Annotated in this window: 21 protein-coding genes, 1 tRNA gene and 1 rRNA gene; 8 read left to right on the plus strand and 15 right to left on the minus strand. The window is 65.3% G+C overall.

Translation table 11 applies throughout. From position 1 onward, the window contains the following. The 4 genes from EDF56_RS11375 to ykgO form a co-directional block, all read right to left on the minus strand. Nucleotides 1-948 carry an alpha-E domain-containing protein gene (locus EDF56_RS11375; RefSeq protein ID WP_132387358.1) on the minus strand — a complete coding sequence of 316 codons (948 nt, stop codon included), beginning with the start codon at nt 946-948 and terminating at the stop codon, nt 1-3. Further along, nucleotides 948-2,384, minus strand: a complete 1,437-nt coding sequence (locus EDF56_RS11380) for a circularly permuted type 2 ATP-grasp protein (RefSeq protein WP_132387360.1) — start codon at nt 2,382-2,384, stop codon at nt 948-950. The genes EDF56_RS11375 and EDF56_RS11380 overlap by 1 nt, the downstream gene beginning before the upstream one ends. Before the next feature lie 247 nt (nt 2,385-2,631). After that, a complete protein-coding gene (locus EDF56_RS11385; protein ID WP_132387362.1) occupies nt 2,632-3,282 on the minus strand; it encodes an HAD family phosphatase in 651 nt (216 codons plus the stop codon). A 95-nt stretch (nt 3,283-3,377) separates the two neighbouring features. Then, the gene (gene ykgO, locus EDF56_RS11390) at nt 3,378-3,503 is read right to left on the minus strand and encodes a type B 50S ribosomal protein L36 (RefSeq protein WP_029724010.1); all 126 of its coding nucleotides are present in this window, start codon (nt 3,501-3,503) and stop codon (nt 3,378-3,380) included. A gap of 261 nt (nt 3,504-3,764) precedes the next feature. Between ykgO and EDF56_RS11395 the strand changes: the two genes are divergently transcribed. From EDF56_RS11395 to EDF56_RS11405, 3 genes are all read left to right on the plus strand, one after another. Continuing rightward, complete coding sequence (locus tag EDF56_RS11395) at nt 3,765-4,508, plus strand: DUF4136 domain-containing protein (RefSeq protein ID WP_132387364.1); 744 nt, start codon at nt 3,765-3,767, stop codon at nt 4,506-4,508. A 71-nt stretch (nt 4,509-4,579) separates the two neighbouring features. Beyond that, nucleotides 4,580-5,194: a DUF4136 domain-containing protein gene (locus tag EDF56_RS11400; protein ID WP_132387366.1), complete on the plus strand. Its 615-nt coding sequence runs from the start codon at nt 4,580-4,582 to the stop codon at nt 5,192-5,194. Beyond that, nucleotides 5,191-6,339 (plus strand): M14-type cytosolic carboxypeptidase, encoded by a 1,149-nt coding sequence (locus tag EDF56_RS11405; RefSeq protein WP_132387368.1) that lies wholly within the window; start codon nt 5,191-5,193, stop codon nt 6,337-6,339. The genes EDF56_RS11400 and EDF56_RS11405 overlap by 4 nt, the downstream gene beginning before the upstream one ends. A 375-nt stretch (nt 6,340-6,714) precedes the next feature. Here EDF56_RS11405 and EDF56_RS11410 read toward each other — a convergent pair whose 3' ends face one another. The 4 genes from EDF56_RS11410 to EDF56_RS11425 all read right to left on the minus strand — a co-directional run bounded on the left by EDF56_RS11410 (nt 6,715) and on the right by EDF56_RS11425 (nt 9,175). Next, nucleotides 6,715-7,347: an alpha/beta hydrolase gene (locus EDF56_RS11410; protein ID WP_132387370.1), complete on the minus strand. Its 633-nt coding sequence runs from the start codon at nt 7,345-7,347 to the stop codon at nt 6,715-6,717. 181 nt (nt 7,348-7,528) lie between these two features. Then, nucleotides 7,529-7,969, minus strand: a complete 441-nt coding sequence (locus EDF56_RS11415; RefSeq protein WP_132387372.1) for a cytidine deaminase — start codon at nt 7,967-7,969, stop codon at nt 7,529-7,531. Continuing rightward, the gene (locus EDF56_RS11420; RefSeq protein WP_132387374.1) at nt 7,966-8,679 is read right to left on the minus strand and encodes a glycoside hydrolase family 25 protein; all 714 of its coding nucleotides are present in this window, start codon (nt 8,677-8,679) and stop codon (nt 7,966-7,968) included. Before EDF56_RS11420 ends, EDF56_RS11415 begins: the two co-directional genes overlap by 4 nt. A gap of 13 nt (nt 8,680-8,692) precedes the next feature. After that, complete coding sequence (locus EDF56_RS11425; protein ID WP_132387375.1) at nt 8,693-9,175, minus strand: UPF0262 family protein; 483 nt, start codon at nt 9,173-9,175, stop codon at nt 8,693-8,695. Nucleotides 9,176-9,490: 315 nt separating this feature from the next. Between EDF56_RS11425 and EDF56_RS11430 the strand changes: the two genes are divergently transcribed. Next, entirely contained in the window at nt 9,491-11,002 is a 1,512-nt protein-coding gene (locus tag EDF56_RS11430; protein WP_132387377.1) for a replicative DNA helicase, read from the plus strand. A gap of 4 nt (nt 11,003-11,006) precedes the next feature. After that, on the plus strand, nt 11,007-11,753 hold the full coding sequence (locus tag EDF56_RS11435; protein WP_132387379.1) for an SDR family oxidoreductase: 747 nt from the start codon (nt 11,007-11,009) through the stop codon (nt 11,751-11,753). 2 nt (nt 11,754-11,755) lie between these two features. Here EDF56_RS11435 and EDF56_RS11440 read toward each other — a convergent pair whose 3' ends face one another. Beyond that, a complete protein-coding gene (locus EDF56_RS11440; RefSeq protein WP_132387381.1) occupies nt 11,756-12,934 on the minus strand; it encodes an aminotransferase in 1,179 nt (392 codons plus the stop codon). A gap of 139 nt (nt 12,935-13,073) precedes the next feature. Between EDF56_RS11440 and EDF56_RS11445 the strand changes: the two genes are divergently transcribed. The 3 genes from EDF56_RS11445 (at nt 13,074) to ftsH (ending at nt 19,330) form a co-directional block, all read left to right on the plus strand. Then, a complete protein-coding gene (locus EDF56_RS11445; protein ID WP_132387383.1) occupies nt 13,074-14,894 on the plus strand; it encodes a hydantoinase B/oxoprolinase family protein in 1,821 nt (606 codons plus the stop codon). Between the two features lie 158 nt (nt 14,895-15,052). Next, entirely contained in the window at nt 15,053-17,131 is a 2,079-nt protein-coding gene (locus tag EDF56_RS11450) for a hydantoinase/oxoprolinase family protein (protein ID WP_132387385.1), read from the plus strand. 267 nt (nt 17,132-17,398) lie between these two features. Then, nucleotides 17,399-19,330: an ATP-dependent zinc metalloprotease FtsH gene (gene ftsH, locus EDF56_RS11455; RefSeq protein WP_132387387.1), complete on the plus strand. Its 1,932-nt coding sequence runs from the start codon at nt 17,399-17,401 to the stop codon at nt 19,328-19,330. Nucleotides 19,331-19,874: 544 nt separating this feature from the next. On the opposite strand, the gene EDF56_RS11460 is transcribed toward ftsH, so the two are convergent. The 6 genes from EDF56_RS11460 to rrf form a co-directional block, all read right to left on the minus strand. Further along, nucleotides 19,875-20,924 (minus strand): DUF3667 domain-containing protein, encoded by a 1,050-nt coding sequence (locus tag EDF56_RS11460; protein ID WP_207904680.1) that lies wholly within the window; start codon nt 20,922-20,924, stop codon nt 19,875-19,877. A gap of 116 nt (nt 20,925-21,040) precedes the next feature. Further along, nucleotides 21,041-21,769, minus strand: coding sequence for a ParA family protein (locus EDF56_RS11465; protein WP_279389711.1), 729 nt, complete (start codon nt 21,767-21,769; stop codon nt 21,041-21,043). A gap of 206 nt (nt 21,770-21,975) precedes the next feature. Further along, complete coding sequence (rpoZ, locus tag EDF56_RS11470; protein ID WP_132387391.1) at nt 21,976-22,320, minus strand: DNA-directed RNA polymerase subunit omega; 345 nt, start codon at nt 22,318-22,320, stop codon at nt 21,976-21,978. 237 nt (nt 22,321-22,557) lie between these two features. Further along, complete coding sequence (locus EDF56_RS11475) at nt 22,558-24,237, minus strand: M28 family metallopeptidase (protein ID WP_132387393.1); 1,680 nt, start codon at nt 24,235-24,237, stop codon at nt 22,558-22,560. Between the two features lie 191 nt (nt 24,238-24,428). After that, a tRNA-Met gene (locus EDF56_RS11480) sits at nt 24,429-24,505 on the minus strand. Nucleotides 24,506-24,615: 110 nt separating this feature from the next. Further along, nucleotides 24,616-24,730, minus strand: a 5S ribosomal RNA gene (rrf, locus tag EDF56_RS11485). Nucleotides 24,731-24,934: the final 204 nt, after the last annotated feature.

Consider the following 24,934-nt stretch of genomic DNA (forward strand, 5'->3'; position numbering starts at 1 on the left):
CTACTCGATGAAGCGGTAATCGGCGGCAATGGCCGCGCCAAGGCGGTTGGTCTTGCCGATGAAGTCCTGCAGGAATTCGTGCAGGCCGGTCTCGAAAATGTCCTCGATCGCGGTCTGGTGGAGCGCCGCGCCGGTCTCTCGCAGCAGTTCGTGCGCCGAGGTTTCCTCGCCATATTCTTTGGCGAGCCCGGCCATGTTGCTGCGCAGCTTTTCATAGCAGAACACCAGACTGCGCGGGAACTGGCCGTCGAGGATCAGGAACCGGGCGATCCCGCGCGGGTCCATGGCGCCTGCGTTGAGCCACGAATAGGCGCGATTGCCTGCCACCGAGCGCAGCAGCGTATCCCACTGCACATTGTCGAGGCTGGACCCCACCCACGCCACCGAGGGCAGCAGCACATAGTATTTCACGTCCAGAATGCGCGCGGTGCTGTCCGCCCGTTCGATGAACGTGCCGATCCGCGCGAAGTTGAACACCTCGTTGCGCAGCATCGTGCCTTCCAGCGCGCCGCGCACCAGAGTGCCCTGACGGCGGATCGCGGTGAGCACTTCGCCCAGATTCGCCTCGCGCACCGGGCGCGAGAGCAGTTCGGACAGGATCATCCACCCTTCGTTGGTGGCTTCCCAGACCGAATTGGTCAGGCTGGTGCGGACCATGCGCGCATTCGTGCGCGCATTCTCGATCATGCGCAGGACCGAGGCGGGATTGTCCTTCTCGCGCAGCAGGTAGTTGAACACCTGCGGGCCGCCGAAGTCCGAATGGCGGGCGGCATAGTCGTCCACTTGCCCGGTGGTGGTGAGGACCGATTTCCACTCCTCATCCTGCGCATGCTTGTCGCTGCGCGTGAGGGCCAGGTGGAAACCCACGTCGATCAGCCGCGCGGTATTCTCCGCCCGCTCAAGGTAGCGGCTCATCCAGTAAACGCCGTTGGCAGCACGTCCGAGCATTATTCGTCCAGTACCCAGGTATCCTTGGTGCCGCCGCCCTGCGACGAATTGACCACCAGCGAGCCCTTCTTGAGCGCCACGCGGGTAAGTCCGCCCGGCGTGATGTCGATCCCGTCGGGAGAGACCAGCACATAGGGCCGCAGGTCCACATGGCGCGGCGAGAGGCCGGCCTTGGTGAAGATCGGCACGGTGGAAAGCGACAGCGTGGGCTGCGCGATGTAGTTATGCGGCTTGGCGCGCAGCTTGGCCTCGAACGCGGCCAGTTCCTTCTTCGAGGAGGTCGGCCCGATCAGCATGCCGTAGCCGCCGGAGCCGTGCACTTCCTTGACGACCAGCTCCGCCAGATTGTCGAGCACATAGGCCAGCGAATCGGGTTCCGAGCAGCGCCAGGTCGGCACATTGGGCAGGATCGGTTTCTCGCCCGTGTAGAATTCCACGATCTCCGGCATGTAGCTGTAGATCGCCTTGTCGTCGGCGATGCCGGTGCCCGGCGCATTGGCGATGGTGATGCCGCCCGAACGGTAGACATCCATGATCCCGGCGATGCCCAGCACCGAATCGGGCTGGAAGGTCAGCGGATCGAGATAGTCGTCATCCACCCGGCGGTAGATCACGTCGATCGCCTTGTAGCCGGTGGTGGTGCGCATGGCGACGCGGCCGTCCACCACGCGCAGGTCCCTGCCCTCCACCAGTTCCGCGCCCATCTGGTCGGCCAGAAAGGCATGTTCGAAATAGGCCGAATTGTAGATGCCCGGCGTCAGCACCGCCACGGTCGGCCGGCCGGATCCCTTGAAGGCGGGCGGCGCGCAGGCGCGCAAGCTGCGGGCCAGCCGGCGCGGATAATCGGAAACGGGGCGCACCGGAACCTTGGTGAAGAGTTCCGGGAACATCGCCATCATCGTCTCGCGGTTCTCCAGCATGTAGGAGACCCCGGAAGGCGTGCGGGCATTGTCTTCCAGCACCATGAAATCGTCCTCGCCGGTGCGGACAAGGTCGATGCCGACGATATGGGTATAGACGCCGCCGGGCGGGGTCATGCCGATCATCTGCGGCAGGAACGCCACATTCTCACGCAAGGCGTGGACCGGCAGGCGACCCGAGCGGACGATTTCCTGACGGTGATAGAGGTCCTGCAGGAAGGCGTTGAGTGCGCGCACGCGCTGTTCGATGCCGCGCGTGAGCTTGCGCCATTCGCGCGCGGTGATGATGCGGGGAATAAGATCGAAGGGGATCAGCCGCTCTTCAGCGGCCTCATCGCCATAGACATTGAAAGTAATGCCGATGCGGCGAAAGAAGCGTTCGGCTTCGCCATGCTGGCGTTTGAACCAGGTCTTGTCCTGCGAATCGTACCACTGACTGAGATCTTCGTAGGCAGGCCGAACGGACCCGTCCGCGTTGAGCATTTCGTCGAAGTTCGTTCCGCCCGCAGCCGACATTGTGACTCCCTGTTGACCATGTGATGCAACAAGGATTCGCACTTGCCAAGCGGTTACGCTGCAAGTGCGAAGAAAAATTTTTACCCTGTGAGTGCCGGCCGGGAACTATTCGGTCGCGCCAGCGGCTTGCGGGGCAACTTCAAGCGGCACCGGCCCGCTCTCTCACCCGACTACCCATCAGGGTACGCTCGTGAGAGGTCGGGTGGGGGAGTGGGCCGGTGCCGCAAAATCCGCCTGCAGCGGATTTTCAAACAGACTCCAGCAGGCCGCGCGCGGTCAGATCCGCGCGCAAGGCTTCCGCGTTGTGGAAGTGATGGACCTGCCAGCCGAGCGCGCGGGCACCGGCGATGTTGTCCGCATTGTCGTCGATGAACAGCATCGCCTCCGGCGCGTGGCCGAAGCGGCGCGCGGCAAGGTCGTAGATTTCGCGGTGCGGCTTGATCATCTTCTCGTCGCCCGAGACGACGACATCGCCGAACAGGTCGAACAGCGGCTCGCTCGCGCGGTATTCGCGCCAGAACGTGCTGGCGAAATTGGTGATGGCGAACAGCGGCGTACCGCGCGCCGCAAGCTCGCGCACGATCTCGTGGCTGCCGGGCACATTGCCGGGAATCGTTTCGAGGAAGCGCGTGGCGTAAGCGTCGATCAGCGCGTCATGGCCGGGAAACTCGGCCTTGCGCGCGGCGATCAGTTCGCCAAGATCGCCCCCGGCATCATGCGCGGAATGCCATTCCTCGGTGATGACCTCGGAACAGAACCAGTCGAGCTTTTCCGGATCGTCGATCAGCTTCGCGAACAGCGCACCGCGCATGTCCCATTGGACAAGCACGCGGCCGACATCGAACACGACGGCTTCGACCGGCGCGGCACCTTGCGCTTTCGCGCGTTGATCGGACATGACAAGACCCCCGCTTGTGGCGGGGGTCTGCTGTCGTCGCGATAGACCGTCCGCCTTGTGGTCCCCACCCATCGGGCAGGGACAGGCAGAACGAATCAGCCCTGGCGAGCCTTGAAGCGACGATTGGTCTTGTTGATGACGTAAGTACGGCCGCGACGACGGATCACGCGGTTGTCCCGGTGGCGACCCTTGAGCGACTTCAGGCTGTTCACAATCTTCATGGTTCGTCTCGTCTTGGTGGTTCGGCGGTTGTTCCAACAGCAACTGGGCCGCCGCCAGAAATTTGAAGTGGCGCCGTTAGTGCCAGCGGGTTGCAAAGTCAAGCGGGAGAGCCCATTCCCTCACCTCGAACTTGCCCCGAATGCCCGCGATCCGGCACCGTTTTGCGTCCATACACTCCGTTCATCGCGGGGCAATGGCAACGGCCGGATAACCTGAGAACGGGCGCGACCCAACCGATTCTTTCGGACACAAGAACACCGATGCACACGCTTAAAGCCGCGATTCTCGCCTCCGGCATGGTCCTCGTTCTCGCTGCGTCTTCCGCTCAGGCCCAACCCGGTTGGGGTGGCGGCTGGGGCTCGCGCTGGGGCGGCGGCTATGGTTCGGGATGGGGCGACCCGCTGATGGGCGGGCCGGTCGGTTCGCCTATCAACAACCGCAACAGCCGGGATCCGCGCGAAGGCCGCGTCGAAGTCAGCCGATTCGCGGCGCAAGGCCCCGAAGCAGGCGAACTGGGCCACGGCCCCGTCACTGTCAGCTCCGAATCGGGTGACGGCCCCTGGGTCGCCGGTCCCGAACGCGCGCGCTATGAAGCGGCGATCATCGATGCTCTCGTCGGCGCCGGTTACGATACCCAGACCAAGGCCGACACCGGCGGGCAGGACGTTCAGCTCAAGATCACCCGGCAGGTGCTCACCCCGGCCGAAGAGAAGCGCAGCCCGGTCAGCGGCACCGCCGCGATGGGCGTCAGCAATCGCGGCTCTGCCTATGGCCTTGCCGTGAATGTGGACCTCAGCAAGCCGCGCAGCGCGCTCATCAGCACCCGGCTCGACACCCGCATCGTCGACAAGGCGAGCGGCAAGGTGCTGTGGGAAGGCTATGCCACCATCGCCACGCGCGAAGGGGACAACAACTGGCCCGACGACCGCATCGCCGGCAAGCTGGCCAGCGCCCTGTTCGACGGCTTCCCCAAAGCGGACCCGGTTCCCGGCGCGGCTGGTTGAACGGCGCCTGATCGGTCTGGCTCCCGGCGGCATGAAGGGTTATCGTGTAACCACTTAGCCGGAGAGCCCTGATGACCCGAAGCGCCCGCCCCCTCCTTGCCGCCGTGTTTCTTGCGGGCGCACTCGCGCTCGGCGGCTGCGCCGCGCAAGTCGGCCCGGTGGAGGTCACGCGGTTCATCGCGCCTGACGCTCCGGCGCTGGGCAGCGGCGTGATACGCGTCGACGCCGGCCCCGGCCAGGACGCATCGAGCCTTGAATTTCGCGCTTATGCGACTGCCGTGGAGCAGGAACTCGCCCGCATCGGCTTCCGGCAGGCGCTGCCGGGCGAGGCCGCCTCCGATCCGCAAGTCGCCGTGCTGACGGTGGAACGGCGCGTGATCCAGCCGGGAAGTTCGGGCAGCCCCGTCTCGGTGGCGGGCCTTGGCAGCACCGGGACTTACGGCTCTGGCGTGGGCATAGGCGTGGGCATCAACTTGTCCGGCCGCCCCTCCGATCAGGTCGAGACGCGCATGCAGGTGATGATTCGGGACCGTCCGGGTGGCCGCACGCTGTGGGAAGGCCGCGCCGCCTTCACGGTGAGTTCCAAGTCGCCGATGGCGCAAACCTCGCTTGGCGCGGCAAAAATGGCCGAGGCCCTGTTCAAGGGGTTCCCGGGCAAGTCGGGCGAAACTATCCTGGTGCAATGAGCAGCATCCAGATTCATTCCGCATTCGATTCCGGCAACATCGAAGTCCTCTCCACCGAAAGCACGTCGGCACGCCTCGCGATCCGGCGGGACAAGGATTCGGAGTTCTTCCAGTGGTTCCATTTCCGCGTCAGCGGAGACGGGATCGCCGGCAAGGAACTCGAACTGAAGATCACCGGGCTGAACGGTTCGGCCTATCCCGGCGGCTGGCCCAACTATCGGGCGCGCGTCACGGAAGACCGCCAGTACTGGGGCCTTGCCGACACGTCGTGGGACGCGGGCGAGGACAACGGCACGCTGACCATCCGCTATACCCCGGTGGGCGACATCGCGTGGTTCGCCTATTTCGCACCCTATTCGATGGAGCGCCACCACACCCTGATCGCCGATGTGTCGAGCAGCGAAGGCGTGTCCAGCCGCTGCCTTGGCACCACGCTGGACGGCCAGCCGATCGACTGCCTCGAAATGGGCGAAGGCGCGCTGGAAGTCTGGCTCTATGCCCGCCAGCATCCCGGCGAATCGATGGCCGAGTGGTGGATGGAGGGCGCGCTGGCGGTGCTGGCCGATCCCACCGATTCGGTCGGCCGCGAGCTGCGCAAGCGCTGCCGCTTCCACGTGGTGCCCAACATGAACCCGGACGGCTCGGCACGCGGGCATCTGCGCACCAATGCGGTGGGCGTGAATCTCAACCGTGAATGGGAAAACCCCACCGTTGAAAAGTCCCCCGAAGTGCTCGCCGTGCGCGGCGCGATGGACGAGACCGGCGTCGACTTCGCGATGGACGTCCATGGTGACGAGGCGATTTCCGCCGTGTTCCTTGCCGGGTTCGAGGGCATTCCGGGCCTGCGCCCGGGCCAGAAGGAAGGTTACGACCGCTTCGGCGAGATCCTCGACCGCCGCACGCCCGACTTCCAGCGCAAGCAAGGCTATCCGGTCGCCGCGCCGGGCAAGTCTAACCTGACGATGTCCACCAACCAGCTGGCGGAGCGCTACGGCGCGGTCTCGATGACGCTGGAAATGCCCTTCAAGGACCACGACGACGCCGCCGACCCGTATCAGGGCTGGAGCGCCGAGCGTTCGGCCCAACTCGGCCGTGACTGCATGGGCGCGCTGCTGGAGTGGCTGCTGGAGCGCGAGGGCAAGTAAGGATCTGGGGTAAGGATCAGGGGGCGGCTGGGATTAAGGCCGCCCCCTGATCCTCACACGGCGGACTCAATCAACGCCGCAACCCAGAATTCTTGGCTCCCAACTTCCGCCTCCAATACTCTCCGTCGCCCCCGCGAAGGCGGGGGCCCCGCTTTTCTTCGGTTTCACGCGGAGACGCGGAGACGCAGAGAAAACGGTGCGGCAAGATCCCTCTCCGTCTCCGCGTCTCTGCGTGCCCAAAAAGAACAAGCGGGATCCCCGCCTGCCCTCCGGGCAGTTCATCCTGAGCGGCCGGCCTGCCGGCCAGCCGAAGGGCGGGGATGACGGGTGTGATGGGGCGGCGTTAAAGGCAGCGGCGGAGCGCCCCGAATCGCGTCAAATCCCCGCCCACTGCCGCAGCGCCTCGCGCACGGCCAGATTCTCGTCCTGCGTCCAGTGCGGGGTCATCGCCCCCGAGGGCACCAGCCCCAGCACGGTCTGGAGCATCATCCAGCCCGAAGCCCAATCGCCGCGCGTGTCATCGCAGACCGGAGACGCCCCCCAGTCCCGCGCCAGACGAATCACCGAACGCTGCTGCGCGGCCGGGGCGTCCAGATCGCTCACCAGGAACGAGGCAAAGGGCAGCGGCTGGCGCGGACAGGCGCCAAAGCGCGACAAACGCGGATCGGCGCCCGGAAGGTCCATGTTCGGCGGATTGACGGCAATCGCGCCCAAGACCGGGTTCTCCGGCCCCACGCTTTCGAATTCGACCCACCATGCCAGCGCCAGCGCGGCAATGTCGTCGGTCACGATCACCACCGGGCGGTCGGCGCGGCGGATCGCGAGGTTCAGCTTGTTGACCCAGGTGTTGCGGTGCGGCTCGTCCCACATGCCCAGTTCGAGCACGCGGCAATGTTCGCTCCACTGCATCCAGCGCTTCATCCAGTGGCCGTCGCGCAGCGGGCCGCCGGGAACCAGAAGAATGAGCGGCAGGTGGTCCTGCTCATGGGGATAGCGGAAGGTGGCCATCGGATTCTCCAGCGATGTTTCAGGAAATCCGCCGGTCGACTCTGTTTACGTCCCGACTGCCCTCACTATAATTCAACCAATTTGGTTGACAATAGGATTCCGACGAAACGACAGCCCGCCGCGCCGCTCCGAAATGGAGCGATGCGCGGGCTGTTCGCGGCCATTCGCGGGAGCGCAGAAATTAGAGGAGGTTAGCGGGTCCGAAGGCATGCGGCAGCAGTTCGGACAGGCGCATCTCGATCACCCCGTCCTTGCCGTCGCACCAGACCAGCGGATCGGTGCCGCCAAGCTGCGCGATCTCGTTGAGGATCTGGCGGCAGCGGCCGCAGGGGCTCACCGTATCGCCCTCACCCGGTGCGCCGGGAGCGCCGCCGGTCACGGCCACGGCTTCCAGCCGCCCGCGCGTTTCCGACGAGAGAATCGAGGCCACCGCGACCGTTTCCGCGCAGAGCGAAAGGCCGTAGCTGGCGTTCTCGACATTGGCGCCGGTCACTACCGAACCGTCTGCCATCAGCAGCGCTGCGCCGACGTGGAACTTCGAATAGGGCGCATAGGCGCGGCTGGCGGCCTCGCGCGCGGTCGCGAGCAGGGCGTCGCGCTGCTCCGTGCTGAAACTGGTCATGGCTGCACCACTACCCAGCGCAGGCCCCCTTGCGCAATCTCGTTGGCGCGCGCGGCGTTGGCGGTCCACATCGCCCAGGGCCGCCCGGCATAGTCGGGCAGCAGGCGATCCCCGATCAGCCAGAGATTGCGGTCGAACTTCGCCGCCACCCGGTAACGCGTCTGGAAGCGCGGGCTGATCTTGAGGATCACTTCCTTGCCGGTGTGCGTCTCAATTTGGTTGATGAAGGTCATCAGCTCGCTCTCGACCTTGGCGTCGGAGACCGGCATCGGGCAATCGTCGGCCAGCATGTCGAGGTCGATCGCGGGGGGCAGCAGGCGATTGTCGCGCGGTACCGTGGTGACGAAGTTGGCCGATTGCGCCTGCGCCGGCTGGCAGGGGTCGTAGCGATGGACCGCGCCGACCTGCAAACCCGCCGCCCGCGCCGCCGCGAAATTGGCCACGAAGCGCTGGTCGCGCGCGAAGGCGCTGGCACTGGCATCGACATAGGCAAAGTCCACGCCGATCGCCTTCAGCGACTTCCAGTCGAAATCGCCGTCGTTCGCGCCCACTTCGACGCCTTGCACCGGGAAGGCCTTCCGCTCGGGCTGCCAGTGGCGCACGGTCCACCACGCCCAGCCGCCGCCGATCAGGGCAACCAGCAGCAGCGCGCCGAGAATGCGCCACAGCAGTTGCCTGCGCGAAACCGCGCCAGAAGCAGTCCTTGCCATCGTGAAGCCCCCTTCAGCCCCGGATATGCAGGACGCAGATCAGCGTGAAAAGCCTTCGCGCGGTCGGAAAGTCGGTTTCCACCTTGCCTTCGAGCCGTTCCAGCAGAAGTTCGGCGGCATTGTTGTGGATAGCGCGCCGGGCCATGTCGATCGTCTCGATCTCCTGCGTGGAGGCCTTGCGAATCGCCTGGTAGTAGCTTTCGCAAATCGCGAAGTATTCGCGCACCGGTCGGCGGAAGCGGGCAAGGCCCAGCACCATGGTCTCGATCGGCACCGCAGCATCGTCCGCGATATCCAGCGATAGCCGCCCGTCGCGCACCGAGAGGCGCAGGCGATAAGGCCCCGCGAAGCCCGCGTCGAACGCGCGTACGGGCTTGAAGACATTGTCCTCAATGAGATCGAAGATCGCAATGCGCCGTTCCTGCTCGATATCGGCGTTGCGCCACAGGATGGTCGCCTCGTCGAGTTCGATATGCGAGATTCGCGGATCGGCCATGGTTCAAGGGCCTTTACGCGGTTGCGGCATAAACGGGCAAGCCCGCGCGAGAAGAAGTGTCTTTTGTTGGGTGTGCTCGTCACATCCGTGACGAGCTTGCGGCACCGGCCCGCTCCCCCACCCGACCTCCCAGAGCATATCCCGTAGGGAGATCGGGTGGGGGAGCGGGCCGGTGCCGCAGCCATTCGCCGATGCGAATGGCGCACCCAACAAAAAACCCCGGAGTGCCTCCTCCCCATCAACAGCCTGTGGATAGAAATCACCCATACGCGCGCTTGCTGGCCACCGGGCACTTGGGGCATTGTCAAATCCCTCATGTCAGAAGAAGCCCTCATCACCCGCGAGCCTGCGGTCCAAGCCCGCAGCCTGCCCTCGAACGTCGAAGCGGAGGCGGCCTTCCTGGGCGCCGTGCTGATCGACAACCGCGTGATCGAGGAGCTTCAGACCCAGCTGGCGCCGTCGCATTTCTTCGAGCCGGTCCACACCCGCATCTACGAGCGCATCCTCCAGCTGCTCGATCGCAAGGCCGTGGTCACCCCGGTCACCCTGCGCCCTTATTTCGAGGCCGATGAACAACTTAAGGCGCTGGGTGGCGTGGCCTATCTTGCCCGCCTCACCGCAGACGGTCAGGGCCTGCTGGCCCCGCGCGAACTGGCGGACCAGATCTATGACCTTGCGCTGCTGCGCGAACTGATCTCGGTGGGCCGCAATCTCGTGGCCGAAGCGATGGACACCTCCGAATCGGTCGAGCCGATGGAGCAGGTGGAACGCGCCGAAGCCGCGCTCTACAAAGTGGCCGAAGGCGCCGCGACCGCCAACGAAGCCAAGAGCTTCGCCGTCGCCACCCGCACCGCGATCGGCGCCATCGAAAAGGCGTTCAATTCGGGCGGCCACATCTCGGGCAAGACCACCGGCCTCACCTCGGTCAACAACAAGATCGGCGGCCTGCACGATTCCGACCTTATCATCCTTGCCGGCCGTCCCGGCATGGGCAAGACCTCGCTCGTCACCAACATCGCCTTCAACGCCTCGGACCGGCTCCAGCGCGATCTGGCGGACGGCATTCCGGTCGAAAAGTCGGTGGGCGCGGCAACCGCGTTCTTCAGCCTCGAAATGAGCGCCGACCAGCTGGCCACGCGTATTCTGGCCGAGCAATCGGGCATCAGCTCCGAAGCGCTGCGCATGGGCAAGATCAGCCGCGAGGACTTCCAGCAGTTGTCCTTCGCCAGCCAGCGTCTGGCCGAACTGCCGCTCTACATCGACGATACGCCCGGCCTCACCATCGCCGGCCTGCGCACGCGCGCGCGCCGCCTGAAGCGCCGCCACAACATCGGCCTCGTCATCATCGACTACTTGCAGCTGCTGCAAGGCTCTGGCCGCGCCACCGACAACCGTGTGAACGAAATCTCGGAAATTTCACGCGGCCTGAAGACGCTCGCCAAGGAACTGCACGTTCCGGTGATCGCGCTCTCGCAGCTCAGCCGTGCGGTGGAATCGCGCGAGGACAAGCGCCCGATGCTGTCGGACCTTCGCGAATCGGGCTCGATCGAGCAGGACGCGGACATGGTCTGGTTCGTGTTCCGCGAAGACTACTACGCCAAGGGCGTGGAACCGCGCGCGCCCGGCGACAACGATCCGCCAGACGTGCACGCCAAGTGGAACGAGTGGCGCGAACACATGGAGCGCATCACCGGCCTCTCCGAACTGATCATCGCCAAACAGCGCCACGGTGCCACCGGCAAGGTTCGCCTGCGCTTCGAAGCGCGGATCACGAAGTTCTCGGACCTCGCCGACGACGACATCCGCGCCACGTTCGAAAGCGACTGACCGGATGGCCGGGGACGAGCGGAACGTTCTGCTCCTCGCCGGCGGCAGCGGCTCGATCGGCAGCGCCATCGCCCACCATGCCCTGATGCAGGGCTGGCAAGTCGCGCTGCATGGCCGCACGGCCGGAAAAGTGGAGGCGCATGTCGCCTCCCTGTCTGCCTATGGTAACGTTCAGGGCATTCTGGCGGACGTTACGGAAAGCGATGCAGCGCAGCGGATCGTCACCGCAGCCGCCGAGCATTACGGCCGGATCGATGCGGTGATCGACTGTATCGCCACGGGCCCAGCCGGTATCGCGGGCCTGTTCACCGACACTTCGCCCGCCGCGTACGGCAGGTTTCTGGACCTCTCGGTAGGCTGGCTGGAGCGGCTTGCCCATGCAGCCTATCCCTTTCTTGCCGCGCGCGGCGGCACGCTGATCGGGCTCGTCTCCGACGCCGGAATCCACGCCGCGCCACGCCAGACCCTGATCGGCGCCGCACGGGCCGGCGCAATCGGTTTCCTCCGCAATTTCGCCATGGAAGCCGCGCGCGACGGCATTCGCGCGCATGCGATCTCGCCCAGCTTCGTCGAAGGCACCGACAGCGCGGTCCGCATGGGATCGGAGCGGATGGCGAAAGCGGCTACCCGCGCCGGACTCGGCCTTCCCACCGCCGACGACATCGCCCCGCTCGCGCTGTTCCTCTGCTCGGAGGGCGCCCGCCGGATCACCGGTCAGGTAATCAGCGTGAACGGCGGCCTCAACGCCTGAAATCAGGCCAGCAACGCCGCGCGGAACCGGGCGAGGCGCAAAACCGCTTCGTCCAGCACTTCGGCAGGCTTGGTGAAGCAGAACCGCACCAGATGTCCGGGCGTCTGCTCGCCCTGATAGAGCGCCGAAACCGGGACCGTCGCCACCCCGGCCTCGACCACCGCGCGCTCGCTGAATGCGCGGTCGGGCAAGGCGATTCCGGATGCCGCAAGGTCCGCCGTGACGAACCACGTCGCCGCATTGGGCAGCACCGCGAAGCCCGCCTCGGCAAGGCCCGCCTTGAGCCGCTCGCGCGCGGCGGCCCATTCGGCGCGCTGTCCGTCCAGCACCGCGTCCGGCAGCGAAAGCCCCTCGGCCACCGCCCATTGCAGCGGTACGGCAGTGGCATAAGTCAGGAACTGATGCGCGCGTGAGATGGCCGTGGCGAGTTCGCCCGCCGCGATCATCCAACCGATCTTCCAGCCGGTAAGCCCGAAAATCTTGCCCGCCGAACCGATCTTGATCGTGCGCTCGGCCATGCCCGGATAGTGCATCAACGAGCGGTGGGGCACGCCGTCGAAGCGCACATGTTCCCAGACCTCGTCGCTCACGGCGATCAGGTCGTGCTCCACACAGGCGCGGGCGATCATGTCCAGTTCGGCATGACTGGCGACCGTCCCCGCCGGATTGAGCGGGTCATTGAACATCACCACGCGCGTGCGCGGTGTGATCGCGGCGGCCAGCGCTTCGGCAGTGTAGCGGAAATGCGGCGGGGCCAGCGGGATCGAGACCGGCACGCCCCCAGCCCGGCGCACCAGCGGCGCATAGGCATCGTAGGCGGGCTGGAACAGGATCACCTCGTCCCCCGGACTGGCGAAGGTGAATACGGCCGCAGCCAACGCCTCGGTCGCGCCCGAGGTTACCGTCACCTGCTCCGGCGCGAGCACAAGGCCCTGATGCCGCCCGTACCATCCGCAGATCGCCTCGCGCAGTTCGATCAGACCCGCGCCGGGCGGATACTGGTTCGACTTTTCGTGCAAGGCCCGGCTTGCCGCCTCTATCAGCGCGGGCGGCGGCGGCCCGTCGGGAAAGCCCTGCCCCAGATTGATCGCGCCATGCTCGCGCGCCAGTGCCGACATGCGGTCGAACACGGTGCGCTCCATTTCCGCGTAGACCGGGTGGATACGGCCAGCTGTCTTCATTCCCGGTACGGCTCCTTATGCGCTCATGGACAAGCCCGGCGCCGGTGTTTCGTGATCTGCATGGGCCGATGCGCTCGCTGTCGAGAAGCCGGCCCTCTCCGCTCCTACCTCGGACAAACCACATGGGAGAGCAAGAGACGTGTCCTACGAGCTGAACCGCAAGCTCGCCGCGCCGCGCGGGCCCCTGCCGACGAGTGCCGCAATCGACCCGGTAACCGGCGACATCATTCGCGGCGCGTTCGAAACGGTCTGTTTCGAAGCTGCGACCTATCTTGGCCGTGCCGCCTCCAGCCCGATCATCAACCAGTCGAACGAGCGCAATGCCGCCATCGTCGATGCCCACGGCCGCCTTGCCATGGGGGCGGTGGGCACGCCGCACCTGACGTTCGTGAACCAGATGGAGACACGCTGGGGGCTGATGAATCAGGACCGTTACGACTGGGGACCGGGCGACGTCTTTCTGGGCAACGATCCCGATCACGGCGGCGGCCACCTGCCGGATTACTGCATCTACGGCCCGGTCTATGACGACAAGGGCGAGTTGATCTGCATCCAGACGCTGCAGGCGCATCAGGGCGACACCGGCGGCAAGGACCCGGGCGGCTTCTCGCTCGACGCCACCGACGTCTTCACCGAGGGCGTGATCTATCCCTGCCTCAAGCTGGTCCACCGGGGCGAGCTGCGCCGCGACGTGTTCGACATGGTGGTGCGCAACAACCGCTTCGCCACGTTCGCGGGCGACATCGCGGCGATGATCGGCGGCGTGCAGCACGCGGTGCGGATGCTGGACGACCTCATTGCAAAGTCGGGCGGGGAGACGATCAAGGCGGCGATCAACCACTCGATCGAACACACCGAGCGCCGCGTGCGTGAGGAAGTGGCGAAATGGCCCGATAGCCGGCACGAGGCGACCGTCTGGATCGACCACGACACGGCCGGGACCAAGGATATCAAGGTCCACGTCGCCTGCACCATCGCCGGAGACCAGCTGACCGTCGACCTTGAGGGCACCGACGACCGGCAGAACCTTGTCGGCGTGTGGAACACGTTCGCCAATTCGCGCAGCTACGTGATGTGTCAGGTGGTCGCGGCGATGGACCCGACGATCGTGAAGAACGAGGGGTTCTTCAATGCGGTCGATATCCTGATCCCCGAAGGCTGCATCGCCCAGCCGCCGCCGAACAAGCCCGCCGCGCTGGGATCATTCCACCCGGCCTGTGAGATTACCGAGGCGGTCTGCATCGCGCTGTCCAATGTGGCGCCCGAACGGTCTCAGCCGCAGCTCTACAAGATCGGCATGCCCAACATGGTCGTCGGCTTCGACGAGGCCGGCATGATGTGGATGGATCAGGGCGTCGATTGCCGATCGATGGACGTTTCGGCGGTGGAAGGGCTGGATGGCTGGGGCTCCTGCCCTTCCGCGCTGGGCAGCCTGATCCTCTCCGAGGCGGAGGATGCGGAAAGCCGCTTTCCGATCCTCAATATCAGCCGCGAGATGACCACCGATGGCGGCGGTGCAGGCCAGTGGCGCGGTTGTCCGGGTTCGCTCAACGTCAAGCAGGTGCTGCGGCCGACTTCGGCAATGGCGTGGATGGTGTCGGCCGACCACCCCTTGCGCGGTCTTCGCGGCGGGGACGATGCGATCCCCTATACCAACCGCTTCGAAGTAGGCTCCCCCAACGAGCGCGCCATTCTCCACACCGCGCAGGACCTGCTGCCGGAGGGGGCGGTGATCGCCTACCAGCACGGCGGAGGTGCCGGGTTCGGCAGGCCGCTCCAGCGCGATCCGGAGGCGGTTAAGGAGGACGTGCTGGACGAGTACGTCAGTGTGGAGGCGGCGCGAGCGAAGTACGGCGTGGTGCTGACCGGCAGCCTCGACGATTACTCGCTGGCGGTGGACCTCGCCGCGACCGAGGCGCTCAGGGCCGAAATGGCGAGCATGGCCGAGGCGGCGGAATAGCAAGACAGTTCGCGATCCTCCCCCACCGGGGGAGGTGGCGGCCCAAGGGGCCGACGGAGGGGGCGCGCAAGAACGCTACGCCGCGCCAATCCCCCTCCACCGCCTGCGGCGGTCCCCCTCCCCCGATGGGGGAGGATCTGGAGAGTGAGAAAACCTGAATGACGTACCGAGTAGGCATCGACATCGGCGGCACCTTCACCGACTTCGCGCTCCTGAAGGGCGATGAGGTGGTGCTCCACAAGAACCTCTCCACCCCGGAGGACCGCTCGCTGGGCGTGATGGAAGGGCTCGGCAAGCTGGCCGAGAAGGAAGGCCTGCCCCTCCCCGAATTCCTCAGCCGCTGCGAGGCGATCGTCCACGGCACCACCGTTGCCGACAACACCCTGATCGAGATGAACGGCGCGCTCACCGGCCTGATCACCACCGAGGGGTTCCGTGATGAGATCGAATACCGGCGCGGCTACAAGGAAGACATCTGGGACGTCCGCCTCGAAGCGCCGCAGCAGATCACCCCGCGCCGTCGCCGCCTGACGGTGCCCGAACGCGTGCTGCACGACGGATCGGTCCACAAGGAGCTCGACGAAGCGGCCCTGCGCGAAGCCTGCCGCAAGCTGCGGCTGCAGAACGTGGAGGCGGTGGCGATCTCGTTCCTGTTCTCCTTCGTCAATCCCGAGCATGAACGCCGCGCCAAGGAGATCGTGCGGCAGGAAATCCAGAACGCCTACGTTTCCGCCAGCCACGAAGTTCTGCCCCGCGCGCCGGAGTACGACCGCACCTCGACCACGGTGGTCAACGCCTATGTCGGCCCGCGCGTCACTGGCTATCTCGAACGGCTGGTGCAACGTCTTGGCGAAGGCGGATACCGTAACCAGTTGATGGTCATGCAGGCCTCCGGCGGGGTGATGACCAAGGACTATATCGACGGCGCACCGATCCGCGTGCTCGCCTCCGGCCCGGCGGGCGGCGTGGTCGGTTCCGCCCATGCCGGGCGCGCCAAGGGCTGCCCGGACCTGCTCTGCGTCGACATGGGCGGCACCAGCTACGACATGGCGCTGGTGCTGAACGGAGAGGCCCCGGCCGAGGCGGGCTGGAACATGCACCACCGCTATCTCGTCGGCGTGCCGATGGTGAAAGTGGAGACGCTGGGCGCGGGCGGCGGCTCGATCTGCCACGTCAACAAGGGCGCGCTGGAAGTCGGCCCGCGCTCGGCGGGGTCGGAACCCGGGCCGATCTGCTATGGACGCGGCGGCACCGAGCCCACCGTGACCGATGCGCTGGTCATGCTGGGCATCCTTTCCACCGAGGAAGGCTTCGCCGGCGGCAGCTTCCGCCTGACGCGCGACGGGGTGGAGGAAGCCTTCCGCAAGATCGCGCAGGAACTCGGCCACGAGGATGCAGAACGCGCCGCCTTCGACTGCTGGCGCGTGGTCAATGCCCATATGAGCCAGGGCGTGCGCCGTACCACGGCGGGCAAAGGCATCGATCCCAAGGACCTCGTCATGCTGGCCTATGGCGGAAACGGCCCCGCCTTCGCGGCGATTCAGGCCGAAGACCTTGGCATCACCCGCGTACTGGTGCCCAAGGCATCGCCCACGTTCTCGGCGCTCGGCACTTTGGTCGCCAATCCGACCATCGACGAGGAACGCTCCTACATCGCCTCCGCCTCGGCGCTGGATGTCGAACGCATCCGCACGCTGTGGAGCGAACTGTCGGACCGCGCCGCCCATTTCTTCACCGCCGCGCACTTCAATGCACAGGACATCCGCGCCGATTACCGGCTCAACATGCGCTATCCGGGGCAGAACTTCTCGCTCTCGTTCGACTTCGCCGCCGATACACCGCTGGGCGACCTGTCTTTCGTCGGAGAGGACTTCGCGGCGCGGGCGATCGAGCTGTTCAACGCCCGCCACATGGCCGAATACGGCCACATCCGCGAGCATGAGGTGCCCGAAGTGTCCGGGGTCCGCCTCGCCGCCCATGTCGAGACGCCCTCTCCGGCCGCCGGCGGCGGCTTCTCCCCGTCCGGAGCGATCCCCAAGCCCGATCGCCATCGCCGTGCCAATCTTGGACAGGGCTTCGCGGATATCCCGATCTACCGGGGCAGCGACCTCGCGCCGGGCACGGAAATTCCCTCACCCGCCATCGTGGAGGAAACTTTCACCACCATCGTCGTCTATCCGGGTTGGACGGCGCAAGTGGATGCCGCCGGGGACTATCAACTGGTCCGGACATCCTGATTTACCGCAGCAGGAGGCTCTCCGCCCCGGATTCGCGCGGGTTCGGCCGCCATCCCGGCGCCGAATGCGCGTCCGAATCCGGTGGCCGGGCGGCGGGAATGGCCCTGATTCTGCGCTTGCTCCGCCTTATCTTGCCCCAGTGCAGGACGACCCGCGTCGAAAAGCTCGCGACGCGCGGAGGTTTCGATTACAGTGACCATCCTTCGCCAGCTTGCGATTCAAACGCCCGCTCCTACATTGGCGGGTGAAAGGACGGTTTCTCCAACGATGAACGACGACCAGCCTAGCGGCAATCCCTGGGTCAAGAGCCTGCTCGTGTGGGGCGGCATTTTCCTCGCACTCCTGATGGTTGTGTCGATGTTCAACACCCGCGCCGAAAGCGGGCCGACCATCGCCTATTCCGATTTCCGCGCCAAAGTTGCCGAAGGCAGCGTGGCCACCGTGGAGATCGGTGAAGACCGCATCGACGGCAAGCTGAAGAACGGCGATTCGTTCACGACCGTACCGGTCCCGAACGACACCACGCTCACGCAGCTCCTGCAGGACCACGACGTGCGCTATGCCGGCAAGAGCCCTGAAGAGGGCTCGATGCTGGTCTATATCCTCGCGCAGACCCTGCCTTTCCTGCTGATCGTCGGCATCGCGTTCTTCGCGCTGCGGCAGGTCCAGAAGGGCGGCGGCTCCGGCGCGATGGGCTTCGGCAAGTCCAAGGCCAAGCTGCTGACCGAACGCTCGGGACGCGTCACTTTCGACGACGTTGCCGGCATCGACGAAGCGCGCGAGGAACTGGAGGAAATCGTCGAGTTCCTGCGCGATCCCACCCGCTTCTCGAAGCTGGGCGGCCAGATCCCGAAGGGCGCGCTGCTGGTCGGCTCGCCCGGTACCGGCAAGACCCTGCTCGCCCGCGCCATTGCGGGTGAGGCAGGCGTACCGTTCTTCACGATCTCTGGCTCGGACTTCGTCGAAATGTTCGTCGGCGTCGGCGCAAGCCGCGTGCGCGACATGTTCGAACAGGCCAAGAAGAACGCGCCCTGCATCGTCTTCATCGACGAAATCGACGCGGTCGGCCGCCATCGCGGCCATGGCCTCGGCAATTCGAACGACGAGCGCGAGCAGACGCTGAACCAGCTTCTGGTCGAAATGGACGGCTTCGAGGCCAACGAAGGCATCATCATCATCGCGGCGACCAATCGCCCCGACGTGCTGGACCCCGCGCTGCTGCGTCCCGGCCGCTTCGACCGCCAGGTCGTGGTGCCGGTGCCCGATATCGAAGGCCGCGAGAAGATCCTGGCCGTGCACATGAAGAAGGTGCCGCTGGCGCCCGACGTGAACCCGCGCGTGATCGCGCGCGGCACTCCGGGCTTCTCCGGCGCGGATCTTGCCAACCTCGTGAACGAGGCTGCCCTGCTGGCCGCGCGCCGCAACAAGCGCCTCGTCGCCATGCAGGAGTTCGAGGACGCCAAGGACAAGGTCATGATGGGCGCGGAACGCCGCTCCATGGTCATGACCGACGACGAGAAGAAGATGACCGCCTACCACGAGGCCGGTCATGCCATCGTCTCGCTGCACGAGGCGGCTTCGGATCCGATCCACAAGGCCACCATCATCCCGCGCGGTCGTGCGCTGGGCATGGTGATGCGCCTGCCGGAACGCGACAGCTACTCGTACCACCGCGACAAGATGCTCGCGAACCTCTCGGTCGCCATGGGTGGCCGCGTGGCCGAGGAACTGATCTTCGGGTACGACAAGGTTTCGTCGGGCGCTTCGTCGGACATCCAGTACGCCACGGGTCTGGCCCGTAACATGGTCACCAAGTGGGGCATGTCGGACAAGCTGGGCCCGCTTCAGTACGAGGAACAGCAGGAAGGCTACCTCGGCATGGGCGGCTCGCATCGCCTGATGGCCTCGGACGAGACCAACAAGGTGATCGACAGCGAAATCCGCGGTCTGGTGGACGATGCCCACGCCCGCGCGACCACGCTGCTTCGGGACAATGCCGAGCAGCTCGAAGCGCTGGCGCAGGCTCTGCTGGAATACGAGACGCTTTCGGGCGAAGAGATCGACCGTCTTCTTTCCGAAGGCAAGATCGACCGTCCGAACGAACCGCGCGGAAACGGCTCGCCGCGTCCGTTGACCGGCTCTGCCATTCCCAAGGCCGGCCGCCGCTATTCCGGCAGCGCGACGCCGCAGGGCGCCTGAACTATCTGATATTGAATACCCGGCCTTCCCCTCGTGGGAAGAATGCAGGAGAGGGCGAGGACGGCGGTGTCCTCGCCCTTTTTTGTTGGGCGGAGGTTGCCCCGGATGCCCACAGAGGCGCGGCGTGAGGTTTCATCCTTCGACAAGCTCAGGATGAGCGGAGGGGGATTTCACATCAGGAGCACGGCCAGTACGCTGATTTCGCTCCACCGCCCCAAGTCCCGCTCAGGCTGAGCCTGTCGAAGCCCTCAGGGGCGTGGCGCGCGGTCCCATCCTTCGACAAGCTCAGGATGAGCGGAGCGCGAAATGGCAAGACTTCGATCATGCCGAGCGCAAACATTCCCTGCCCTTGCCCCGTCCCGCTCAGGCTGAGCTTGTCGAAGCCCCCTGAGCCGAGGCGCGAGGCGGCATCCTTCGACAAGGTGATGAAGGCCCCGTGCGTTTGCGGATCCGGCTTTCGGGCGAACCGCAAAATGGATTCTGAAACAAGTTCAGGATGACGCGGCGCACATGATGCATGGGGCTCTCTTCCCGACCGCAGGCCCTACGTCTGCGCCGTCAACGCCACAAAGAACAGCAACAGCGCAGTACAGGCGAAAATCACCAGCAGCGCCGTACGCCACAGCGCGCCGCGACGGGCAAGGCCGTAGGTTCCCTTGAGCTGCGCATACATGTGAAACGGCGGAACGAAGAACAGCAGCCCCTCCAGCGTTCCGGCTCCCACCGCGCCGAGCAGCATCGCCACGACCGCCAGCAGCGTCATGAAGCAGATCGAATAGGTCGCGAACACGGTGTGCTCGTAAAGATGGAAGCGGCGGCTGAAGGGAAACAGCAGCCAGAGGAACGGCACCGAGATCGGGATCAGTGCCCAGCTGTACTTGTAGGCATAAGTCTGAAGCTTGTAGGCTGCCAGATCGGGATTCTCGCGAAATTTCGCGACGGCCTGCTGGATCGGCCGGATATCGCTGATCTGCTGCACGTCACCGCCGTTCTCGGTGACGGCATCGTGGGTGTCGCGCATCACGCCCAGTGCGGTTTCCTTGCTGTCGATCTCCTTGTCGATCTGGTCCGTGTCCTTGCCCGCGGCGGCGAGGGCCTTGCGCCGCGTCTTGAGGCCGTCGATGCGCTTCTCGCTGGAGGCGATGGCCTTGGCCAGTTCGGTTGGGCTGGTCATCTTCGCCCCCAGATTCTCCGGCTCCTCGGTGGCGTGGAATACGCCGAACATCAGGAAGACGCAGAACAGGAACAGCGCGATGGGCGAGACATAGCTCGCGCGCCGGCCATCGATATATTCGCGCGTCAGCTTGCCCGGATGCCGGATGAGCATCGGCAGTGTACGCCAGATCTTGCCTTCGAAATGGAAGACCCCGTGCATCAGGTCATGGAAAAAGGCGCCGAGCGTGCGGTGCACATGCGCCGCCTGGCCGCAGGCGTGGCAATGCGATCCGACCAGGGTGGTGCCGCAGTTGAGGCAGGCAGATTCGTGCGTGTGCCCCTTGCCGCCGTCTGCCCCTTCGCCCGCGTGCGGTTCCACCGCGCGCGCCGCGAAGGCGCCCTGCCCCATCTCCGCCAGGCTTTCCGTCAGATCGCTCACCGTTTCCCCCAATGATGCCTGAGGGCTAACCTAACCCGTGATGGGGGAGGAGAACAACCATTGCGCGTTGCGGCAAGCCGGGCGCTTGCGAAGCGCGCCCGCAATCCGGACTTTGCTCAGTCCTGCCGTTCGGCCAGCTTGGCCTCGATCGCGCGCCAGAGCATCGCGAAAGCCTGCGCCGCCGGGCTGCCCGGCGCAATCGCGCCAACCGGACGCTGCTGCACCGCACATTGCTCTACCACACTGGCATAGGGCACCGCCGGCCAGTTCGGCTGCGCCTCCCGCACCTGCCGATGGAGCGACCGCCGCATGTCGAGCATGGAAAGCACCGGCAGGATCGGCGGATGGCGCTTGGTGGTCCCCGCGATCTCGCGCACCACAAGTTCAAGCGCGCGGGCGGAAAGCGGCGACGGCGGCAACGGCACGATAATGAGATCAGCCGCGCGCGCGACTTGCGCCGAAAGCTCGTTCAGCACTGGCGGACAATCGAGCAGGATGCGCGCGTAATCGGCCGACAGGTCCTCAGCCAGTTTGGCGAGGCGCTTGCGCTTGCCGATGCGCATCAGGTGCGCGTCCAGCGCTCGGATGCTCTCGTCCGCCGGCAGCACGTCCACCAGCGGGTCCGCCGTCTTCTGAATCAATTTGGTGGCTGGCTGGTCGCGCGTGAACACTTCTTCGGCCAGACGCGAGCCTTGCGGTTCAAGGCCATAGAGAAAGCCCGATCCGCCCGCCGCGTCGAGATCCCAGAGCAGCGTGCGATGGCCCGAGGCCTGCGCCGAACACCACGCCAGATTGGCCGCGAACGTCGTCTTCCCCACGCCGCCCTTGACGCTGTAGATCGCGATCGTGGCCGAACGCGGCCCCTTCCCCGACGCCCCCGAAGCGTCTTCCCCAGACGCGACAACGGGCCGCACCCTCTTCAGGGCCGGCCCGCTGCTCCCGGCTATCCGGGGCAATCTATGCTTGCCTGCAACCACCCGCAGATGGTTGCCCGCGATCGCGCCGCAGTCAACCCATCAGGGCCGCTACGGATACGATCACTGTGCAGCAATCAACCGTCGTAGTCGCCGCCGATCGAGGTGTTGCGCGTCGGTGCCGAAGCGGTGATGCGCAGAGCCTCTGCCGACTGGCTGAGCGAGCCGACTTCGTCCATCGCGTCATCATCGTCGGGCAGGACGCGCTGCATCGAGGTGACCAGCGATTCCTTGAGTTCGTTCGGACGAACGGTCTGCTCGGCGATTTCGCGCAGGGCAACGACCGGGTTCTTGTCGCGGTCGCGTTCGACGCTGAGTTCGGCGCCGCCCGAAATCTCGCGCGCACGCTGCGCGGCGAGCAGGACGAGATCGAACCGGTTGGGGATCTTGTCGACACAGTCTTCGACAGTAACGCGCGCCATGGGCACTCCGTGAATAAATTCGCTGGATCGGTAAACGCTGCCCGATAGGCTGGGGGGCGCGCAGAGTCAAGAAAACTGCGCACGCCCACCGAACCGATTCGCCTTAGCCGAAGGGGCGCAGCGTCAGCTGCAGGAGGAACTCTGCCCCGGACCGAGCGAACGCGTGCGAAACATGATTTGTCCGCCACGAAAAATGCCCCGGCATGCACCGATGCCGGGGGCGTGGATCAATACCGATCATTTGCGCTGAGCCGCAGTCGCATCCCGGGTCGCGCGGAACTCGCTGTCCTGCGACCAGTTCGGCCAGACGTGACTGTCGGCAAGGCGATCGCCCAGATTGTAAAGCAGCGTCAGGTCGCTGGTCCAACCGCTGGTATCCCAGTTCGGATCATATTCGTCCGCCGGCTGGTGGTACTTGTCGCGGGTGTAGGCATCGGACAGTTCCTTGCCGCGTGCATCGCCGCCATCGACCAGTTCACGGCCGGGGCTGAACGAGATCGCCGGCACCCCGCGCTTGGCCATGGAGAAGTGGTCCGAACGGTAGAAGCTGCCCGCCTCGGGGCGCGCGTCGGGCGTGTAGTGACGGCCGAGCTTCTGCCCTTCCTCCGTCAGCATGGTCAGCAGATCGAGCTTCGCCGCGCCCGAGATGCTGAAGTTCGTGGTCTTCGCGATCGAGAGCGGGCCGTCCATGTTGATGACACCGGCCGTCGTCGCCAGCGGACGCAGCGGATTATCGGCATAGTATTCCGAACCGAGCAGGCCCTTTTCCTCGGCCGTCACTGCCAGGAACAGTACCGAGCGTTCAGGCTTGGGCCCCTTGGCGAAGGCGCGCGCCAGTTCGATCAGCGTCGCGGTGCCGGAGGCATTGTCGCGCGCGCCGTTGTAGATGCGGTCACCCTTCGCATCGGGCGCGCCGATACCGAGGTGATCCCAGTGCGCCGAGTAGATGACGGTCTCATTCGGATATTTCGAACCGGGCAGGATACCGGCCACGTTGTGCGAGGTGATAACGCTGGACTTCACGGCATAGTCCGCGCTCATCGTGGCCTTCAGCGGAATCGGGCGGAAGTCCTTCCGACGCGCGGCGGCCTTGGCGGCATCGAAGTCGACACCCGAAGCCTTGAGCAGTTGCGCGGCGAGGTCCTTCTGGATCCAGCCCTCCATCTGCGTGTGCGCCGAGGTTGGATCGGCGCGGACGATGTCGAACATGGTGTTGGTGTTGGAGTTCTTGACCGTCGCCCAGCCATAGGAAGCCGGCTCGCTCTCGTGGACGACCAGCACGCCCGCTGCGCCCTGACGCGCCGCTTCCTCGTACTTGTAGGTCCAGCGGCCATAGTAGGTCATCAGCTTGCCGCCGAAGTCACCCTCACCGCCTTCGAAGTCGGGATCGTTGACCAGCACGACCATGATCTTGCCCTTGAGGTCCACCCCTTTGAAATCGTCCCAGCCCCGTTCCGGCGCCTTCACGCCGTAGCCGACGAAGACCAGCGGCAAATCCTTGAAGTTAACCGTCGACTGGCCGGTCTCGGCGGCGCGCACGGCGATCTGCTCGCCCTGCGTCAGCGACTGCGCAGTTCCGCCAATCGTCATCGAAAGCGCCGGTGTGCCGGCAATGTCGGACTGGAGCAGCGGCACATTCTGGAACCAGGTGCCCTTGTCGCCCGCAGGCTGGAGCCCGGCCGCCTTCATTTGCGCGGCCACATAGTCGATCGTCTTGGCCTCGGCGCGCGTAGCCGGGCCCCGACCCTCGAAGTCGTCGCTCGACAGTGTCTTGATGTCATTCGAGAGGCGCGCCACGTCGAAGCTGGGCGCCGCTGCGGGGGCGGCCGCGATCGCAATGGCCGATGCCGAACAGAGGCCGCCGAACGCGATCAGGCGCATCGACTTGCGCGAGGAACGAAGGATGGGGGAGATCATCGGTACTCCTTGGCCCGAAGGCCTGCCAGAGAGGGAAACAGGCGTTGGATCAGGAAGATCCGCCGGTGCCGATGATGCCGATCCGGGAGCCGATGTCGATGGTATACGACATAATTTCGACAGCCGCGCCGCGTTTTGCGGATCTCGGCTGTGTCGAAGATCTGTTGTGGATGGGTTTTTTTGTTGTGATGTGGTTGCGGGGGCAGGATTTGAACCTGCGACCTTCAGGTTATGAGCCTGACGAGCTACCGGGCTGCTCCACCCCGCGTCACCGTGTGTGCGTCTTGCAGAGACGCGAAGAGGGCCTCAAGGGCCCTCTTTGGGGCACTGTGTGCCCTTTGTCATTGTGATGGGTTTTATCAGCACGCCGGCTTCAATGCCTGGCGACGTCCTACTCTTCCAACGCTTGAGCGTTAGTACCATCGGCGCTGTCAGGTTTCACGTCCGAGTTCGAGATGGGATCGGGTGGGTCACTGACGCTATGGTCACCAAGCAATGGAGACGGCGTGCTGTTTTTTAATCGATATCCGTGCAGTCTTTGATGTCTGTGCTTTTGTCTGGCTGGATGATCGTCCGATCATCGCTGACATGCGCTGCTTGGAAGCAGGACTGTCATTGATGGTGGGATTCATCAAGCATGAACAGAGTTATTAGGACCGGTTAGCTCCATGCGTTACCGCACTTCCACACCCGGCCT

It is taken from the genome of Novosphingobium sp. PhB165 (assembly GCF_004341845.1).
Classification (GTDB): Bacteria; Pseudomonadota; Alphaproteobacteria; order Sphingomonadales; family Sphingomonadaceae; genus Novosphingobium.

Bases quoted from the DNA above. Each gene is read 5' to 3' on its own strand.
- EDF56_RS11375 (WP_132387358.1), bottom strand. From the start codon at position 948: ATGCTCGGACGTGCTGCCAACGGCGTTTACTGGATGAGCCGCTACCTT.
- EDF56_RS11380 (WP_132387360.1), bottom strand. From the start codon at position 2,384: ATGTCGGCTGCGGGCGGAACGAACTTCGACGAAATGCTCAACGCGGAC.
- EDF56_RS11385 (WP_132387362.1), bottom strand. From the start codon at position 3,282: ATGTCCGATCAACGCGCGAAAGCGCAAGGTGCCGCGCCGGTCGAAGCC.
- ykgO (WP_029724010.1), bottom strand. From the start codon at position 3,503: ATGAAGATTGTGAACAGCCTGAAGTCGCTCAAGGGTCGCCACCGGGAC.
- EDF56_RS11395 (WP_132387364.1), top strand. From the start codon at position 3,765: ATGCACACGCTTAAAGCCGCGATTCTCGCCTCCGGCATGGTCCTCGTT.
- EDF56_RS11400 (WP_132387366.1), top strand. From the start codon at position 4,580: ATGACCCGAAGCGCCCGCCCCCTCCTTGCCGCCGTGTTTCTTGCGGGC.
- EDF56_RS11405 (WP_132387368.1), top strand. From the start codon at position 5,191: ATGAGCAGCATCCAGATTCATTCCGCATTCGATTCCGGCAACATCGAA.
- EDF56_RS11410 (WP_132387370.1), bottom strand. From the start codon at position 7,347: ATGGCCACCTTCCGCTATCCCCATGAGCAGGACCACCTGCCGCTCATT.
- EDF56_RS11415 (WP_132387372.1), bottom strand. From the start codon at position 7,969: ATGACCAGTTTCAGCACGGAGCAGCGCGACGCCCTGCTCGCGACCGCG.
- EDF56_RS11420 (WP_132387374.1), bottom strand. From the start codon at position 8,679: ATGGCAAGGACTGCTTCTGGCGCGGTTTCGCGCAGGCAACTGCTGTGG.
- EDF56_RS11425 (WP_132387375.1), bottom strand. From the start codon at position 9,175: ATGGCCGATCCGCGAATCTCGCATATCGAACTCGACGAGGCGACCATC.
- EDF56_RS11430 (WP_132387377.1), top strand. From the start codon at position 9,491: ATGTCAGAAGAAGCCCTCATCACCCGCGAGCCTGCGGTCCAAGCCCGC.
- EDF56_RS11435 (WP_132387379.1), top strand. From the start codon at position 11,007: ATGGCCGGGGACGAGCGGAACGTTCTGCTCCTCGCCGGCGGCAGCGGC.
- EDF56_RS11440 (WP_132387381.1), bottom strand. From the start codon at position 12,934: ATGAAGACAGCTGGCCGTATCCACCCGGTCTACGCGGAAATGGAGCGC.
- EDF56_RS11450 (WP_132387385.1), top strand. From the start codon at position 15,053: ATGACGTACCGAGTAGGCATCGACATCGGCGGCACCTTCACCGACTTC.
- ftsH (WP_132387387.1), top strand. From the start codon at position 17,399: ATGAACGACGACCAGCCTAGCGGCAATCCCTGGGTCAAGAGCCTGCTC.
- rpoZ (WP_132387391.1), bottom strand. From the start codon at position 22,320: ATGGCGCGCGTTACTGTCGAAGACTGTGTCGACAAGATCCCCAACCGG.
- EDF56_RS11475 (WP_132387393.1), bottom strand. From the start codon at position 24,237: ATGATCTCCCCCATCCTTCGTTCCTCGCGCAAGTCGATGCGCCTGATC.